General features: G+C 65.3%; 17 protein-coding genes. 4 read left to right on the top strand and 13 right to left on the bottom strand.

Annotated elements, in window-relative coordinates:
- Positions 1–98: 98 nt before the first annotated feature.
- Positions 99–1,358 carry a DNA/RNA helicase domain-containing protein gene (locus VLK31_RS17980; RefSeq protein ID WP_409169772.1) on the top strand — a complete coding sequence of 420 codons (1,260 nt, stop codon included), beginning with the start codon at positions 99–101 and terminating at the stop codon, positions 1,356–1,358.
- A 48-nt stretch (positions 1,359–1,406) separates the two neighbouring features.
- Here VLK31_RS17980 and VLK31_RS17975 read toward each other — a convergent pair whose 3' ends face one another.
- A complete protein-coding gene (locus tag VLK31_RS17975; protein WP_409169771.1) occupies positions 1,407–1,679 on the bottom strand; it encodes a hypothetical protein in 273 nt (90 codons plus the stop codon).
- A 373-nt stretch (positions 1,680–2,052) separates the two neighbouring features.
- Between VLK31_RS17975 and VLK31_RS17970 the strand changes: the two genes are divergently transcribed.
- Positions 2,053–2,466, top strand: coding sequence for a DUF4431 domain-containing protein (locus VLK31_RS17970; protein ID WP_409169770.1), 414 nt, complete (start codon positions 2,053–2,055; stop codon positions 2,464–2,466).
- Positions 2,467–2,700: 234 nt separating this feature from the next.
- Here VLK31_RS17970 and VLK31_RS17965 read toward each other — a convergent pair whose 3' ends face one another.
- The 11 genes from VLK31_RS17965 to VLK31_RS17915 all read right to left on the bottom strand — a co-directional run bounded on the left by VLK31_RS17965 (position 2,701) and on the right by VLK31_RS17915 (position 13,836).
- Entirely contained in the window at positions 2,701–3,183 is a 483-nt protein-coding gene (locus tag VLK31_RS17965; protein ID WP_409169769.1) for a hypothetical protein, read from the bottom strand.
- Between the two features lie 137 nt (positions 3,184–3,320).
- Entirely contained in the window at positions 3,321–4,313 is a 993-nt protein-coding gene (locus VLK31_RS17960) for a hypothetical protein (RefSeq protein WP_409169768.1), read from the bottom strand.
- 6 nt (positions 4,314–4,319) lie between these two features.
- A complete protein-coding gene (locus VLK31_RS17955; RefSeq protein ID WP_409169767.1) occupies positions 4,320–4,805 on the bottom strand; it encodes a hypothetical protein in 486 nt (161 codons plus the stop codon).
- Positions 4,806–4,856: 51 nt separating this feature from the next.
- Positions 4,857–5,864, bottom strand: a complete 1,008-nt coding sequence (locus tag VLK31_RS17950) for a hypothetical protein (RefSeq protein ID WP_409169766.1) — start codon at positions 5,862–5,864, stop codon at positions 4,857–4,859.
- Between the two features lie 25 nt (positions 5,865–5,889).
- Complete coding sequence (locus VLK31_RS17945; RefSeq protein WP_409169765.1) at positions 5,890–6,372, bottom strand: hypothetical protein; 483 nt, start codon at positions 6,370–6,372, stop codon at positions 5,890–5,892.
- Positions 6,373–6,395: 23 nt separating this feature from the next.
- Entirely contained in the window at positions 6,396–7,640 is a 1,245-nt protein-coding gene (locus VLK31_RS17940; RefSeq protein ID WP_409169764.1) for a hypothetical protein, read from the bottom strand.
- Positions 7,641–7,647: 7 nt separating this feature from the next.
- Complete coding sequence (locus VLK31_RS17935) at positions 7,648–8,004, bottom strand: DUF4150 domain-containing protein (protein WP_409169763.1); 357 nt, start codon at positions 8,002–8,004, stop codon at positions 7,648–7,650.
- The gene (locus VLK31_RS17930; protein ID WP_409169762.1) at positions 8,001–9,347 is read right to left on the bottom strand and encodes a DUF2169 domain-containing protein; all 1,347 of its coding nucleotides are present in this window, start codon (positions 9,345–9,347) and stop codon (positions 8,001–8,003) included. The genes VLK31_RS17935 and VLK31_RS17930 overlap by 4 nt, the downstream gene beginning before the upstream one ends.
- Before the next feature lie 27 nt (positions 9,348–9,374).
- Positions 9,375–11,633, bottom strand: coding sequence for a type VI secretion system Vgr family protein (locus VLK31_RS17925; protein ID WP_409169761.1), 2,259 nt, complete (start codon positions 11,631–11,633; stop codon positions 9,375–9,377).
- A gap of 114 nt (positions 11,634–11,747) precedes the next feature.
- The gene (locus VLK31_RS17920) at positions 11,748–12,230 is read right to left on the bottom strand and encodes an Hcp family type VI secretion system effector (RefSeq protein ID WP_409169760.1); all 483 of its coding nucleotides are present in this window, start codon (positions 12,228–12,230) and stop codon (positions 11,748–11,750) included.
- 556 nt (positions 12,231–12,786) lie between these two features.
- A complete protein-coding gene (locus VLK31_RS17915; RefSeq protein WP_409169759.1) occupies positions 12,787–13,836 on the bottom strand; it encodes an alpha/beta fold hydrolase in 1,050 nt (349 codons plus the stop codon).
- Between the two features lie 242 nt (positions 13,837–14,078).
- On the opposite strand from VLK31_RS17915, the gene VLK31_RS17910 reads away from it, so the two are divergent.
- Entirely contained in the window at positions 14,079–15,512 is a 1,434-nt protein-coding gene (locus tag VLK31_RS17910; protein WP_409169758.1) for a DUF2314 domain-containing protein, read from the top strand.
- Positions 15,509–16,393: a hypothetical protein gene (locus VLK31_RS17905; protein WP_409169757.1), complete on the top strand. Its 885-nt coding sequence runs from the start codon at positions 15,509–15,511 to the stop codon at positions 16,391–16,393. Before VLK31_RS17910 ends, VLK31_RS17905 begins: the two co-directional genes overlap by 4 nt.
- On the opposite strand, the gene VLK31_RS17900 is transcribed toward VLK31_RS17905, so the two are convergent.
- Entirely contained in the window at positions 16,357–17,418 is a 1,062-nt protein-coding gene (locus tag VLK31_RS17900) for a YeiH family protein (protein ID WP_409169756.1), read from the bottom strand. The genes VLK31_RS17905 and VLK31_RS17900 overlap by 37 nt on opposite strands.
- Positions 17,419–17,442 lie beyond the last annotated feature (24 nt).

Genomic DNA, 17,442 nt, shown 5'->3' with positions numbered 1-17,442 from the left:
CAATAAAGAAGTCAAGAAAGGAGGAAGACGCTAGAGTTATGCACAGCCGGCTTCCACGATGCCGGCTTCCATCCCCGGGTCAAAGTTCAACCGGCAGGGTGGGTCAAGATTCAACCGGCGCCGACAGCATCAGGCCATCGAAGGCGCTCAGCGACAGCCTTGCGGGCCTGCTGAAGGGCAACGCCGAGTTCATCTTGATCGACGACCAGAAAGAGGTCTACGAACACATCCTGGCCGCGGGCCGATCCGCGACGAGCGCGAACCCGAAGGTGGTGATCGTCGAAGGCGGCCCAGGAACGGGCAAGACGGTTCTCGCCATCAACGCGCTGGTCAAGCTGATGGGTGGCGGCCTGAACTGCAAGTACGTTTCGAAGAACGCTGCCCCAAGGCGCGTTTACGAGACCAAGCTCGTCGGCACGATGAAGCGCACGCACTACACCAACCTTTTCACGGGCTCTGGCGGCTTCATCGACACGCCCAAAAACCAGTTCGACGTGCTGATCGTGGACGAGGCCCACCGCCTGAACGAGAAGAGCGGGCTGTACGGCAACCTGGGCGAGAACCAGGTGAAGGAACTCATTGCCGCCGCGAAGTGCACGGTGTTTTTCATCGATGAAGACCAGCGCGTGGCGCTGAGCGACATCGGCACCAAAAAGACCATTCGCGACTTTGGCGTTGGCAAGGGCGCGACAGTGTCTGAACACGAGCTGGCCTCTCAGTTCAGGTGCAGCGGGTCAGACGGCTACATCGCTTGGCTGGACGACACGCTCGAAGTGCGAGAGACGGCGAACAAGACGCTCACTTCTGCCGAATTCGACTTTCGCGTCTTCAACACGCCCGACGAGCTTCACGCGTCGATTGCGGCGAAGAACACGACAGGCACTGCGCGCGTGGTGGCCGGCTACTGCTGGCCGTGGACCAGCAAGAAAGACCCGAAGGCTTTCGACATCGTCATTGGCGACTATCGCAAGCAATGGAACCTCGACGTCGACGGCAGCCTGTGGATCATCCAGCCGAACTCGATCAACGAAGTCGGCTGCATCCACACCTGCCAAGGCCTGGAGGTGGACTACATCGGCGTGATCATCGGCCCAGACCTCGTCGTGCGAGACGGGCATGTGGTGACGGTGCCGAAGGCGCGCGATCGCCACGACAAGACGTTGCGTGGCTATGGGGTTCGGGCCAAGGCAGACCCGAAAAAAGCCGCTGCAGAGGCCGACCTGATCATCAAAAACACCTACCGCACGCTGATGACGCGCGGCATGAAGGGGTGCTACGTCTACTGCAGCGACGAAGAGACCGCGACCTACTTTCGCGACCGGCTGTCACCCGGTGCAATCGCTGCGGCCCAGCCCTGAAGGCAGCCGGTGAGCCGCAACGCCCACCGGCCACCAACCTCAGGTGCTTCAGCCGCCCTGCTCGCCCTGCGCGTTCAGCCGCTTCAAAAGCTCCTGCGCAAGCCGGGCGATGTCGTCCGCCAAGTCGGACGCGAGCCAAATGATGTTGTCCCGGTGCCGCTCCCCTATTCCTTCGAACCACTCGCTCCAGTCCCCGTAGCAGCAGCTCAGCAGCGACTGCAGTTGGGTCAACTTGTTCTCGAGAATGTCCGACGCGTCTGGCCCGGGGTGGGTGTCGTCGGAGGTGGGCGAGTTTTGCCCGGCGATAATTCGATCAGCCATTTGATGTGCTTTCCTGCAAAGTTAGTGCACGTTGAGTGGTCAGACGGTCAGGGTGTTACCGCACCTTGGCCGTCGCCTTTTGTGCCTCACATCGACATCGCTGCGGTGTGCATCGGTGTCACGCCGTGAGGCGCGGCGGTCATCAAATGTATGAAGAGAAGCGCCGCTTTGGAAGCCTTGGCGCTGCGAAGAAACTCGCATAGGCGCTACTTTGCCCGCATCCAGAAAGCAAAAGAATGGCCGTCTGTTGCGACGCGAAATCGACACGCGCGCAGGCTGTCATTGACGCAGTTCAACCCAGCTCGATGCAGCCGCAGCACACTCGTCGACCCGTCTGATCGAAACGCCTGAGCCCTTGCACGCGACACACTCGATGCCCCGCACCTGCCTCACCCTCACCGCCCTGGCCTTCACCCTCGCCACCTCGCTCGCCACCTCGCTCGCGAACGCAACGACCTACAGCTACGAGCCCGCAGTCGTCACACTGCAAGGCACCCTGCTCTCCTCCCCCGGCGAAACGCCCGACGGCGAGAAGCTCACGTTTCCGTCGCTGCGGCTGAACAAGCCCATCACCGTTCAAGCCCCGCCAACCGCCCCAGGGGCTGAGGCTGAGGCGGAAAAGGGCGTGGTGCTGCTGCACATGGCACTCAACGCGAAGAACATGGCCACGTTCAAGGCGCTCAAGGGCCAGCAGGTGAAGGTCGTCGGCACGCTCTTTCATGCGGACAACGGCCACCACCAGACGAACGTGCTGGTGTCGCCCGTGTCGATCGAGCGGGTGAAGTAGCGGCCTTGTCGGCAGGCGTCATGGCATGAGTCATGTCAGTGCCTACCGCAGGCTCTTGCAGCGGGTCGATGGGCTATTCGCAGCAGCCGCGCGCCAGCAAGGTGACGCGGTAAATCCAGGTCTGCTCTGTAGCGCACGCCACTCAGGCAGGGTTGACTGCTTCGAGCTGCCGTCGGTATGAAATCCGACATCTCGGCCCCGGCTTGAACTGGTGGACCCGGGGCGCGCAAACCTTCACTTGAAGGGCACCGAAAACGACAGGTTCCACAACGCACCATCGTCCTGGTAAGTGGCGCGCACCTGCAGGCCTTCTTTCAGCCACTGGTCCCACTCGACGACGTCGTCTTCTTCCTCCGTCAGCATGGGTGTGCCGAATTCGCGAAGCGCGTCTTCTCGCGTGGCGATCGGTCCTTTGCTGAACGGCACCGGTCCCACGTAGGGCTTGAAGCTCTTGTTGCCGGGGCCGTAGGCAAAGACCGCCACAAAGATCGCCTTGCCCGCATCCCTTGGGGTCGCCGCCTTGCGCTCATAGCCCTCGCGTTCCCAGAACGCCAGCTCCAACCCGAGCGGCTTGAACTCGATGGCGTCGGAGCCTTCCGTGCGCAGTGTTTTGTCGGACAGCGTTCGCGCGCTGGCGCCGACGGACTTCAGAAGCTGTTCAAGGCTTGCGTCGAGTTCGGAGTGCCCGAGAAGGGGAAGCAGGTCGTGGAGGGTCATGCGGACTGAATGGAATGAAATGGCTTGGCTTGGCTTGGAAAAGACCGCGGAAAGCGCTTGCGGTGAGGGGCACCATTCATCAGCCAAGGCAAGGCGCAACGATGGTGCGCCATTGCTTGCCGTCGAAGGCTCCGACCCTAGGCGCTTTCGTTGCGCCGCAGATACCCTGGCGCCAGCAGCGCGATGCATTCGATGCGGTTGCGCACGGTGTCGCAGTTCACGCGCACGTCCATCTGCGGCAAGGCCCACTTCGCAAAGTTCCAGACGACCATGCCGTCGTCCCACGCCAGCGGCGGGGCCGGCACTTTGTGCCGCAGCACCGGCGGTGTGTCGTCGAAGTGCAGGCCGAAGGGCAGCGTGCCCTTCCACTCGCGCGACGGGCCCAGCCGCTCGCGCGTGAGGTTGGCGCCGGCAAAGGAAGGCGTGCCGTCTTCGGCCGGGCGGGCCGGGTCGAAGTACAGCTCGAAGCCGAAGGCGCGGCGGCGGTCGAGGTGACCGTCTTCGCTCTCGGCCCGCCAGTTCTCCACATCGAACGACGCAAAGGCCTGCTGGAATTCCGGCGCACCCATGGACTTGCCGAAGAGCGCAACCAGCGTCTGAAAGCCCGGGTAGCTGGCCTGTTGCACGAGCGCGCTGGGCGGCTCGAACAGGCCGAAGGTCAGGTCGAACACGCCGGGCCGCTCGGGCTGGGTGAGTTCGCCCGGCTGGTAGGTCAGGCTCATGTAGCGCTCTCCAAACCACCAGCAGTCGCGCAGGTAGGCGTGCAGCTTGTCGTGGTGCTGCGCCATGCGCTCTCGCACCTGCTGGCGCGTGTCGGCCCAGGCAATGCCGTAGGGCATCTCGCCCGTGTAGGGCAGGTACCGGGCCTGGACACCGGCCGTGACGGTGACGGCACGCAGCTGCAGCGTGCTGTTGCCCCACTGCCGCGGTGGGCGGTTTTCCACATAGGCCAGGTCCTGGAAGGACAGGCAGATGCCGTGCTTGCTCAAGCGAAAGAGCACCTCGTAAGGGCTCTTGAAGGGGGCCGGCTTTTCAGGACGCCGGCGCACGCCGTGTTCCTCCAGCAGCGCGACGAGCCGCGCGTCGGCTGCGTCCGCGCCCAGCAGCGAGAGAAAGCTGAACAGGCTCATGGGGCGCTAGCTCCTGTTCATCCAGCAGGTGACGACCCGGATCTTTTCGGGCGACGTCCATGTGACAGTCAACCTGAAGTCGGGGTTGACCCAAAAATAGACGCCGCCTCTTTCGTTGACCTTGGTGGGTTCGCCGAGTTTTTCTTTCACGGCCTCCAGCGAGTCCTCGAACGAAATGCCCTGCCACAGCGGGCCCGGGTACCTTTGCATACCGCGCTCATGACCCCAGAACGCGCACTTCGTCAACACGAACGGGCCGTCTCCGGCATCGTGATATTCGCGGTCGAAAAGAACGCCTTCGTCCTCGAAGGTGAAGTTCAGGCCCAGGTCCTTCAGGAAGAAGTCGTAGACCTCTACGCCGGCGTCGAGCTTGTCGCCGTCCGACCAGGACAGACCCAGTTGCCTTGCGACAGGGCTGAACTCTTCCCCGTCGAAGGGCTTGGCAATGGCCTTGGCAATATCGGCGAGACAGGGGTAGTTGGCAGGCGTCATGGGATGAGTCATATCAGTGCCGAACGCAGGCTCTTGCAGCGGGTCGATGGGCTATTCGTAGCAGCCGCGCGCCAGCAAGGTGACGCGGTAGATGCGGTCTTCCAGGAAGCTGTGCAGCACATGCACGTCACACAGATCCGTTCGCCACAGTTGATAGCCGTCGTCGTCGTCCAGCACTTCCTTCAACGGCTGCACGGCTGCTTTCGCGGCGACTACATGGAGCGTGTCGCTCATCTGCAGGCCCCACGGCAAGGCGCCTGCGTAGCCGCTGCTCTGAAAATCCAGGTCTGCTCTGTAGCGCACGCCACTCAGGCAGGGTTGACTGCTTCGAGCTGCCGTCGGTATGAAATCCGACATCTCGGCCCCGGGCTTGAAATAGAGTTCAATGCCAAGCTGATCGGAGTAATCGGCTTCTCCGTATTCGGCAATCTCGCGGGCTTTCCTGCCCAGGGAAAAGATGTCGAACTGGGCCTCGCCCTGCAACTCGGCAAGTGGGCGGCCGAATTGCCTTGCGAACTGCTCAGGCGAAGGAACCGCGGCTGCCAGAACCGGTTGCACGCGGGGTGGCGTCATCGTGACCAGTCTGAGCCGTCCGGTGCCAGTCTCGAAGCTCGCATCCACTTCGGCACGCTCAAGGGACCACCGCGCCTTGGCGACCTTCAGACCGACGCGCCACATCTCTGCGGGAGAGCCCAACTGCTGCAGCACATCGCCCGCCATATCGTCAGCTCGCAGCGAAAGCGGCAAGACACCCGCATACGGGGACCACTGCAAATTGAAGTTCACCATCAGCGAGACCCGGCTCAATATGAGACTGCCCCGGCTGCAAGGCTGACCGTATCGCGCCTCGTAGCTTTCGGCATCGGTGAAGAACAGATAGAGCCCCAGCGCAGGGTTCATGAGCGAAAGGCGATGGTCCGTGCGGGCCTTCTTCAACGCCTCCTGGTCCAGCCATTCAAGCTGTTTCCAACCTTCGATCAACGCTTGCACCGGCGCACTCTCCCAGGCGTGACCCAGCAGATAGTTGTTTGCCTCGAAGGCGTGAATCGGGTTGTTCACTGGTGGACCCAGGGCGCGCAAACCTTCACTTGAAGGGCACAGAAAACGACAGGTTCCACAACGCACCATCGTCCTGGTAAGTGGCGCGCACCTGCAGGCCTTCTTTCAGCCACTGGTCCCACTCGACGACGTCGTCTTCTTCCTCCGTCAGCGTGGGTGCGCCGAACTCGCGAAGCGCGTCTTCTCGCGTGGCGATCGGTCCTTTGCTGAACGGCACCGGCCCCACGTAGGGCTTGAAGCTCTTGCTGCCGGGGCCGTAGGCAAAGGCCGCCACAAAGATCGCGTTGCCCGTGTCCTTCGGGGTTGCCACTTTGCGCTCATACCCTTCGCGCTCCCAAAAGGCCAGTTCCAGCCCAAGCGGCTTGAGTTCGATGGCGTCAGAGCCTTCGGCGCGCAGTGTCTTGGCGGACAGCGACCGAACGCTCGTTCCCGCAGAGCTCAGAAGCTGGTCAAGGTCAGCGTTCAGTTCGGAGTACCCGAAGAGGGGCAATAGGTCGTTCAGTGTCATGCGTTGCTCCTGTGCTTTGCAGATCATTTTCTAGCCGATTTCATGGCCTTCTTCAGCCACTTCGTCCATTCGTCGTGCGTCATGCGGGTGATCTCCTCGGCGGCCTCTTTGTATTTGCCTTTGCAGCCGGGGTCGTACTTGTCAATCTCCTTGAGGATCTTCTCGGTGTTCTCCTTGGCAGCCCTTTGCAGGTCTTGCGCATCACGCATCGGCCGCTTGAGGCCATCGATGGTCTGATGCTGCCGGCCGCCGAAGGTCTCGCTTTGCTCGCGGTGCAGTGCGCTGGGTGTCGCGATGGTCGGCGCGCTGTCGACAATGGCGCTCTTCTCGGCCTTGGTCAGCGGCGAACCCTTGATCTCGGCAGCGCGCTCGAGCAACGCCTTCTGAGAGGGCACGTGGTCCCAGTTCACGCCTTCGTTGTCGTGCTTGGAGCGGTCGCTGTAGGGTCCCTTCTGCCCACACTTGGGCTTTGGCTTGACCTTTTTCTTGACCTGCGTGTCCTTCTTCTTCGAGCCGCCCGACTCGGCTTTTGGCGCTGCCTTTTTCTTGGCCGCATCCTCTGCGGCTTTCTTCGCCAGAGCTTCCTCAGCCTCCTTGGCAGCCGCCTCCCCCGCCTCCTTCTCGAGCTTCTCTTTCAGGAGCCGCTCGGCAAGCAGTTTTTCGGCCTGCTTGATGCCCACGCGCTCGCCGCCCTTCAGCGCCCCCTTGATCGCAATCTTGCCGGCCTTGGCCGCAATGCCGCCGCCGGGCACCAGGTTGGCCGCGGCCGACGCGCCGGAGATGGCGGCGTTGGCATAGTCACCCTCGGCCGCGTAGATGGCCGCGTTGGCGCCGTCCGAAAAAATGCCCACCACCGGAATGACGCCGCCCACGTCCAGCACCGTGTGCGTGATGGCGCTGCCCCAGCTGCCCCACCAGCTCTGTTCTTTCGGTGTCTCGGGCTGCACCTCGGGGTTGGCCTGTTGCGCCTTGGCGGCAGTCGAGGGCGTTTCGCCGACCACGGTGCCCAGGGTGTTGCCGTTGGCGTTGGTGCCGGGCTTGCGCGGCTTGAGCTCGGGCGGCTTGAGCTCGGGGAGTTCGAGCGTGGGCTTTTCTTGCCGCAGCGCCTCGTACTGCGCGTGCGACATGTTCCAGGTGTTCTGCGCCGGCCCCAGGTCGGAGGGAAAGTACAGCAGCGACACGGAGTCGGCATGGTTGTAGCCCACCAGCCGCCCGCCGGCGCCAACCGACCTGGTGAATGCGGGAGCGATGTCCACGGTGACGGCCATGCGCGCGCTACTTTCCGTTCATCCAGAACAGATCGTCATGGCGCACGAGCAGCTTGCCCTCGGCGCGCACCGTGCGGCTGTGGTCCTTGGGGTAGCACTTGCCTTGCACGGTGCCGCTTTTCACGCCCTTGGCGGCACCGGCCGCATCGCCGATGGTGGTGGGCACCACGCTCATGTCGTACACCACCACCGGGTGGCCGTTGGCGCGCACGCTGCTGGCCACCGCGGTGGTGCTCGACAGCTGCGCCGTGACCGGATAGGGCACGGGCGGAACGGCGCTCCCCATCGGCGTCTTGCACACATCCGGCGCAAGGCTCACCACGCGCCAGCTGCCCTGCTTGCGGGCGGCGACGTTGGCGCTCATGCCACGGGCTCCGTGGTGCCAGGGGTGGGCGCCGCGTGCGGTGCCGCGCGAACCAGCGGCGCGGCCGGGTCGGTCTCGAAGCGCGCCTCCATCACACGCACGGGCGCATCCGACGGAATCCACACGCGATGCACCAGCGACAAGGTCATGGCCTGCGCATCGACGAGCAGCGTGTCGGTCACCATGGGCAGGGGCAGCAGCGCGCCGTTGTCTAGCCGCAGCAGCACCAGCGCGCGGTGTCCGGGCAGCGTCACGCGCAAGTGGCCGCCGGGCGTGGACGACGGCTCGCTCAGGTTCCACAGCTCGATGCATGCATCCGGCGGCAGGTACGGCACCTGCTGGTCGGCGGGCGCCGCGTTCCAGTAGCCAAAGTCGAGGTCCAGCGGCGGCCAGGGGTGGCGCTGCGCGAGCCAGGTGTCGTCGTAGGTGCCGGCCAGTGCCAGCCGCGGCGCCCAGGCCCGGCCCACCACGCCCAGGCCGGCAGGCTCACGCGCATAGCCCTTGGCGGCTTGCGCCATGGCACGCGCGTCAAGGCCGGTGCCGGCATGTGTCGCAAGCACGGGCTGCTGCATGCGCTCCTGGGCAGGCTCGATGCGGGGGGCCGGCATGCGCTCGATGTCGGGCAGGCCGGCGTGGCGCGCCTGCTCGATGGCGCGGCGCTCCAGCCAGCCCTGGCCGAGCGGGTTCGAAAAGCACACCTCGTTCAGCAGCGGCGGTTCGTGCTCGCTCGCACCGGGCTTGCGCAGCAAGGTGCGGCCACCAAAGGCGTGCTCCCAGCGCATGTCCAGGCTCAGCATGGGCTCGCTGGCGGTGCGCGCCCATTCGCGCCCGTTGCGCAGATAGAAGAGCGACGGGCCGCTCACGCGCAACCGCTTGTCGAGCACGGCGCGCGGCGCGGCCAGTGCGCTGGCGCTCTGGCGCTCGTGGTTCCACGCGGCCTGCTGCTGCGGCGTGAGCCGTGCGCCCGGGTGCAGCGGCTTGGGCGGCTCTGGCGGTTGCACCCACTGCCGGCCGGCCGTGACCTTCACGCGCACTTCCCATTCGGGCGAGGGCACGCCGCGCGGCGCGTGGGCGGTGGCATTCACGATGACGTCGCAGCGCGGCTTGAAGGGCGCCAGGTCGCTCTCTTCGCGCGGGCTCGATGCGCCCTCCTCGCCCCAGTACGCATCGGCCAGCGCCAGGGGCACGGGGTCGTCGTCGTTCACCTCGGCCACGCAGGTGCCGCGCGGGCCCTGCAGCAGCCTGTAGCCCACCTTCATGGCGACCACCCGGTACTCGCGGTCGCTCGGCGTGGCCGCGCGAAAGCACAGGGCGTCGAAGGGCGTCAGGTTGCGAAATTCCACGGCGCGGGCTTCAGTGGCTCAGTGGTTTCAGTTGAGGTCGATGTCCTTGCCGCTCACCTGCACCGGCCCGCTCGCGGAGAAGTCGAACGACGAGCCGTTGATGGTGACCACGCCCTCAGACGTCATTACCAGCGAGCTCTTGCCGCACACCAGCTCGATGCGGTCCCCGGCATTGAAGGTAAGCGTCTTGCCCACGTCCACGCGCTTGGACTGCCCCACCTGCTCGGTCTGCATCAGCGCCACCGTGGTGTTCATCGCCGCCCCCACCGTCACCTGGTAACCCAGCCCGATGGTCAGCGCCTTGGCCAGGCCGATGGTCTCGGCCTTGGCCAGTGCAATGGTCTCCATCTTCGCGCCGCCAATGGTCACGCTGCGGTGCTCGCCGATGTGAATGGTCTCGTTCAGCCCCACGGTCTCGCTGCGGTTCATGCCGATGCCGATGGTCTCGTTCAGGTCGACGGTTTCGGTGCGGTTCTTGTGCACCGTGAGGGTCTCGTTCAGGTCCACCGTTTCCGTGCGGTTCTTGTGGATGGTGATGGTCTCGTTGCCGTCCACGGTCTCGGTGCGGTCGTTGTGCACCGTGATGGTTTCGTCGTGGTCCACGGTTTCGGTGCGGTCGTGCTTCACGTGCACGGTCTCGTCGTGGTCGATGGTCTTGCTGCGGTCGTGGCCCACCCAGTGGGTTTCGTCGTTTTCTACCTCGATGTCCTGGTTGCGCTCGGCATGCAGCCACAGCTGCTCGGCGCCCTTCTTGTCTTCGAAGCGCAGCGCGTTGGCGTTGGCGTCGGTGGCGCCTTCGGAGCTGCGCGTGAGCAGGCCGCTTTGCGTGGCGTTGGCGGGCAGGTCCCACGGCGGCATGTTGTCGGCGTTGTAGACGCGCCCGGTCACGATGGGGCGGTCGGGGTCGCCGTGCTCGAAGTCGACGATCACCTCCTGCCCGATGCGCGGAATCTGAATGCCGCCGAAGTTGGTGCCGGCCCAGGGCGACGACACGCGCACCCAGCAGGAGCTGTTCTCGTCCTTGGTGCAGTAGCGGTTCCAGTGAAAGCTGAGCTTCACGCGGCCGTATTCGTCGGTCCAAATCTCGCGGCCCGCCGGGCCGGTGACGATGGCGGTCTGCGGGCCGGTGGTGCGCGGGCGCGGCACGGGCGGCGCGGGGGCACGAAAGACCTTGCTGCTGGGAATCACGTCGAAGTCGACACGGCATTCGAAGGCCTGCTGCCCGCTGGCGTCGCCGATGTCCTGCAGCCGCAGGTGGGCAGCGGTCACCAGGTATTCGCGGTTCGACTCGTCCTGCGGATGGCGCTCCAGCGTCAGCAGGCAGCCCGGCACCACTGCGCGCAGGTTGCCCGAGCCGCTGGCGCGCTCGCCCTGGCTGCCCAGCTCTTCCATGCGCGTGCGCACCAGTTGCTCGCCTTCGGACTCGACCGCGTAGTCGCCGGGCCAGCCGTAGCGCTCCTGCGCGTTCTGCGCGGTCTTGCGCGGCATGGCGCTCACTTGCTGCAGGCGTGCCTTGGGGCGCTTGAAGTCGAAGTCGTCGGTCACCCAGCGGCCGCTCTGCAGGCTCTCGCAGGCGTTGAAGCGGTCGCAGTGTTCTTCGCGCACGGTGTCTTCCGCGCCGTGGAACGGAATCTTCTGGTAGGCCGCGCTGTCGTACGGCCGGTGCGCGGACATGTCGTCGCAAATCACCAGCTTGTGGCTGTCCTGCGCATGCTCGAAGCCAAAATACAGGCCCCACTCGTGCAGCAGCCGCGCAATGAAGTCGTAGTCGCTCTCGCCGTACTGCACCTGAAACTCGCGCGGCGGGTAGGCGCGGCTGGCCTTCACTTCATGCGCGAAGTCGTAGTCGCCCAGCACCTCGCTCACGATGTCGAGCACGCTCTTGTTCTGAAAGATGCGGTAGTCGCTCGTGCGCGTGGCCAGCGTGAGCCAGGGCTCTATCACGGCCTCGTACAGCGCGCGGCGGTTCTCCAGCCGCAGGAAGCGCACGCGCGTGACCAGGCCGCAGATGTGGCGCTGGTCTTCACCGCCACCGCGCCCGTCGAGCACGATGTGCACCGTCAGCGCCTGGCCCACCAGCTGCTTGATGTTCACGTTCGCGGCTTGCCGCTCGTTGTAGCCGGCCTGCTCGGGCGTGCCGAGCGTGACGGTGTAGCGGTAGAGGCTGCTCAGGCCTTCGTCGCCTTCGATGGCAATGGGCTCCAGCGCGCTCTGCCCGCCCAGCGTCGGCATGGCGCCCGAAGACGCGGTCAGCACGCGGACGGACCGCGCGGCGCCTGGTGGCATGACACTCTCCCTTGAAATCGAACACACGCGAACAAGCCCAGCGCGAGGCGCAAGCGCCCCGCTCTGTTCAGCCGCCACAACCTTGCTGCCGCTGCCTGCGCAGCGGAAGAAGGGTCAGGCTTCCTTGTTTTCCTTGAGGTTCCAGCCCAGAACCGTTTCGGCGCCCTTGCCGCCCTTGTCGGTCTGTTCCCAGTACTGCTGCTTTACCTTGGCAGCCTGGAAGGCGTATTGCACGAACACGGCGTCGGAGCCTTGTTCGGCGGTGTACTGCACCGAAGTAACCAGCACTTCTTCGAGCGTGACGCGCGTGTATTCGATCTGCGAGCCGCCGGCCTTGCACACCGACACTTCCACCTTGGCCAGGTGCTTGCCGCTGGCGCAGTTCTTCAGCACCGCGGGTGCGGCCTTGTCGATGCGCGCGAGCACTTGCAGGTCGTTGAAGCTGGCCTTGCCCACGCCGCCGCCACCGCCGCTGACCATGTTGCCGGGCTGCGTTGCGCCCCAGGCGAAGGACTTGATGTCGCTCCACTCCTTGTGGTTCGCGTCTTTGGATTCGCCGCCCGCGCCTTCGACGCGCATGAACATGTCTACTGCCATGAGATCAACTCCCTCAGTTGTTGTGGGCCCGCAAGAGCACCGTTGAACTGGCTGCCCTCCCCCCGCGGGAGCACAACCTCGAAAATCTTTTTTTCCGCGCGGGTGCAAATGCACCCGGTGACAACGCGGAGGGCTGCCTTGTCGGTACGCCAATCTTTAGCGTTACAACACGCCTGACACGCCGAACACGCCGCTTTGCAAACGCCTGAACTGCAGCCCATGTTGCTGGCCGTTCGTGACAGTGCAATTATTTTTTAACAAAACTTTCCTGATTCTTCAGAGTTCAGCGCGAAATTTTGTTGCGATTTTTTTCGGCTGTGCAGAAAACGGAGCCATTGGTTTTCAAACTGCACGTCATCGGAAGAAGTGCTCTGGCAGGCTTTGCAACACATTCGGCAATTCGACGTGCCTGCTTTCGCAATGCGCGAACCTTAGGCGAGCGCATGCGCGGCAGCCAGTGCCGAAGGTCATGCGGAAGAAAGGATTAACAACTGAGGGAGGTTTCAATTCGACCGCCGCGCCCTCGGTTCTGCGGCAATGCCGCGGCGGCTTTTCTTCAGCGTCGCGCTACGTCGATCACCGCGCTCGCGAAGGCCTGCGGTGCCTCCTGCGGCAGGTTGTGGCCGATGCCGCCACTGGCCGTTCGATGTTCGTAGAAGCCGGAGAACTTCTTGGCATAGGCGGCGGGCGGCGGGTGCGGCGCGCCATTGGAATCGCCTTCCATTGTGATGGTGGGCACGGTGATGACAGGTGCCTGCGCCAACCGCGCCTCCAGCTCCAGGTACTTAGCCTCGCCCTCTGCCAGGCCCAGTCGCCAGCGGTAGTTGTGCACCACCACGGCCACGTGGTCGGGGTTGTCGAACGCGCTGGCGCTGCGATCGAAAGTGGCGTCGTCGAAGGCCCACTTGGGCGATGCAATCTGCCAGATGAGCTTGGCGAAGTCGTGCCGGTTCTTCTCGTAGCCCGCGCGGCCACGCTCGGTCGCAAAGTAGTACTGGTACCACCACTGCAGTTCGGCGGCAGGCGGCAGCGGCGCCTTGCCGGCCTCCTGGCTGCCGATGAGGTAGCCGCTAACCGACACCAGCGCCTTCACGCGCTCCGGCCACAGCGCGGCCATGATGCAGGCGGTGCGCGCGCCCCAGTCGCAACCGGCCACTGTCGCCGTCTTGATCTTCAATGCGTCCATCAGCGAGAGCATGTCGACCGCCACCGCCGCCTGCTGGCCGTTGCGCGGTGTGTCGGCCGACAGAAAGCGCGTGGCGCCGTAGCCACGCAAGTAAGGAACGATCACCCGAAAGCCTGCAGCAGCCAGCAGCGGCGCCACGTCCACGAACATGTGAATGTCGTAGGGCCAGCCGTGCAGAAGAATCACCGGCGCGCCGTTGGCGGGGCCGGCTTCGTAGTAGCTGACGTTCAGCACGCCGGCATTGATGCTTTTCAGCGGCTCCAGGCGTCGCAGCGGGCCGGTGCCCTGCACGTTCTGCGAACCGGGCGAACCACCCGACTGGGCAAAGGCAGGCAGCGCCATGCCGAGTTGAGCAGCGGCCACGCCGAGCGCGGCGGTACCAAGAAACGAACGGCGGGGCAGTTGAAGGGGAGCAGACATCGGTATCTCCTTGCGAATCGGCAATTCAGGGTTGAAGGGCAGTCGGTGCAGCGACTGGCGGCCGCGATGGTGATCGCGTGAGGGCGCAAGAACCGGCGTTGCGTATCGCTGTGTATCGAGGCGGGCCTTTCCGACAATAGATTTCATTGGCTGTGCCGTGGCATTCAGCGTGCGCGGCGCTTTTAACCGCAACGAGAATGCGAGCAGCCGCCGCACCCGCAACGACTTCATCACCTTCACTCATGCCCCTGCCGAAGACGCCCTTCCCCCGCACCGCCATCGCGGCATTCGCCCTGTCGATGAGCGCACTCTCCTTTGCGGCGACACCCACCGCACAGCAACAGGCAACGACACAAAGCGCGAGCCAACCCAAGCCCGGCGCACCGGTGCCCGCGGGCTCGCCGCAGGTCGGCCCGGTGCACTTTCAGTTCGCCATCTATTACGCCAAGCCCCCGGCCACCGACCCCGTGGCCGTGCTGCGCAGCCGGCTCGGCAAGCTCGGGGGCAGCCCCAAGCTGCTGTCCGCACCGCTCACACCCGCATCGGCCACCGAGCCCGTGGTGTTCGCAAACTGGAACACCACCACCGTGCTGCAGAGCTACCGCGCGCCCAGCATGGAGCTGCTGCAGCGCTTCGGCCATGGCCTGTCGCGCGCGCAGGCCGAAGGGCTGCAGAAGGCCGACCGCGCGTTGATCCTCGACTTTGCGCATCCGGCGCAGCAGGCTTCCGCCGCGATGCTGAATGCGCTGCAACTCACGGTGCAGGTGGCGCGCGACACCAACGGCCTGCTGTGGGACGAAGAAACGCGCGAGGTCTTCACGCCTGACGCCTGGCAAAAGCGCCGCATCGATTCATGGGCCGGCAATGTGCCCGACATGTCGCAGCAGACCGTCATTCACGCCTACCGCAGCGACACGCTGGTGCGCGCCATCACACTGGGCATGGCCAAGTTCGGCCTGCCCGACGTGGTGGTGAGCGACTTCTCTTGGTCGAGCAACCGGCCCATGGGCAACCTGGTGAACATGTTTGCGCAGGCCATGGCCGAAGGCGCGACGCTGCAGCGCCCCGGCCAGTACGACCTGAACCTGCGCGCGCTGAAGCACGCCGCCGCGCGCGACCCGATGCTGGCCAGCCTCAAGCCCAACGCCGCGGCCGTGGCCAAGCTGTCGGTGGTCAACGGCAAGTGGGAAGACGGCGACCCGCGCAACCGGCTGTACGAGATTCGCTTCGACCGCTACACCGGCCCCGACCGCTACGCGCAGCAGACCGCCATGCTCACCGCGGCCTTTGGTGCGGATGAAGACACGGTCACCCGGCTGAAGCACAACGACGAGTTGCTCACCGCCAGCAAGGCGGCCAACGCGCAACTGCCCAAGCTGCGCGAGGCCTTTGCCAAGGGCCTGCAGCCCGGCGAGTTCATTCTGGTGAAGGCGCCCTTCACCACGCGCGACGGCGGCAATGAATGGATGTGGGTCGAGGTGGCGCGCTGGAACGGCGACACCATCGAAGGCCTGCTGAAGAACGAACCGGCCGAAGTGCCCAGCCTGCATGCGGGCCAGATGGTGAAGGTGTCGCAGGCCAAGGTGTTCGACTACATGCGCCGCCACCCCGACGGGCGCGAGGAAGGCAACGAGACGACGAAGATCATCATGAAGATGCAAGGGGCGAAGAAGTGAGCACCGTGAAAAACCCGATGCTGCAGCGCGCCTACCTTCTGCTGGTGGCCGTGCTGGTGCTCGTGGGCTGCTGGGTCGCGCCCATCGACACGCCGGCACGTGCGCAGGTCAACGACGGCCTGAAGCGCGCGCTGACCACCTTTGCCGCCGCGCGCGCGCTGGGCGCGGTGGTGTCGGTGGCGCAAGGCACGCAGGTCGATGCCACGCCGGGCGGCGTGGGCGTGAGCTTTGCACCGGGCCAGGCGCTGAAGCCGCTGAACGAACTCATCGAGCAGTTCGCGGCCATCATGCTGGCGGCCAGCGTGTCTTTCGGCATTCAGCTGATGCTGCTGAACATTGGCGCGCACCACCTCATGTCGTGGCTGGTGAGCGGCGTGGCGTTGGCATGGGTGGCTTGGCGCTGGCAGCGTGGCCGCTCGCCGCGCTGGCTGCAGTCGATGTTGATCGGGCTGCTGCTGGTGCGCTTTGCGGTGCCGCTGAGCGCGGTGGCCAACGAAGGGCTGTATCACGCGTTCATGGCCAACGACTACCAGACGGCGCTGTCGGGCATCGAGAAGTCGCCCACCGCCGTGGTCGACGCCACGCAGGAAGCGCCCGTGGCGCAGGAAGGCTGGCGCGACCGCATCGAGCGCTGGCTGCCGAAGCTGCCGAACCTGAAGGCCACGTACGACCAGATACTGAAATCTGCCTCCGACTGGGCCGAGCGCATCGTGAAGCTCATCGCGCTGTTCGTGCTGCAGACCATCGTGCTGCCGCTGGTGTTCCTGTTCCTTGCGTGGCGCCTGGCGCGGGCGGCGATACGGGAGCAACGCGAGCCGGCCGTTCGGCCCTCGAACGCATGGCCTCAGAACAGCGACAGCACCGCCGCGTTCACCAGGTAGCCGCCCACCGTCAGAAACAGGAACAGCAGCGCCCCCAGCTTCAGCGGCTGCACCCCGGCGCGGCGCAGGCTGGCGACGCTGGTGCGCAGGCCCATGGCGGCCATGGCGGTGGCGAGCAGCAGCGTGTCGAGCTGCACCAGCCCCGCCACCAGTTCGCGCGGCAGCACGCCGGCCGAATGCACCGCGCTCACCGCGATGAACAGCACCGCGAACCAGGGCACGCGCACCTGCTTGCAGCAGGCCCGGAAGCTGGTCGCGCCCTTCAGCGACGCGGCCGACTGAAACGACAGCCACATGAGGAACGGCGCCAGCATCATCACGCGCAGCATTTTCTCGACCACGGCCGCGTTCGCCGCAGCGGGGCCCACCGCATCGCCCACCGCCACCACCTGCGCCACCTCGTGAATGGTCGAGCCCGCGAACAGGCCGAAGGCGTGTTCCGACAGGCCCAGGTACGGAAACACCAGCGGGTACAGCACCATCGACAGCGTGCCGAACACCACCACCGTGGCCACCGCGATCGACACCTTGTGTTCTTCCCCGCGCACCACCGGCTGCGTGGCCATGACAGCCGCCGCGCCGCAGATGGCGCTGCCCGCGCCGATGAGCGCGGCGGTCTGCCGGTCGAGCCCCAGCCAGCGCGTGCCCACATACACGGCCACGCCGAAGGTCAGCGCCACCATGGCCGCGGCGATGAGCAGGCCGGGCCAGCCGACCGCGCCAATGTCGTGCAGAGAGATGCGAAAGCCGTACAGCACGATGCCCGCGCGCAGCAGCGTGCTGCGCGCAAAGTCCACGCCCGGCCCGGCGCGCCCCGCCACCGAGGCGAACACCGTGTTGCCCGCCACCGTGCCCAGCGCAATGGCCAGGGTGAGCGCGCTCAACCCCAGCTGCACCATCGGCCCCCACTGCGCCAGCAGCGCCGCCATGCCGGCCAGCAGCAGCGCAAGCAGCACGCCCGGCCCGCGGGTGCGAAGGAATGTGAAACCGCTGAAGGAAGCGAACGAGGCGACAAGTGACTGCATTGGCCCAAGGTTAAAAACCGGCAC

It is taken from the genome of Variovorax sp. H27-G14 (assembly GCF_046156345.1).
Taxonomy (GTDB): Bacteria; Pseudomonadota; Gammaproteobacteria; order Burkholderiales; family Burkholderiaceae_C; genus Variovorax.
Note: the sequence above shows the minus strand (reverse complement) of the source record. Positions and strands in the feature narration are given on the sequence as shown.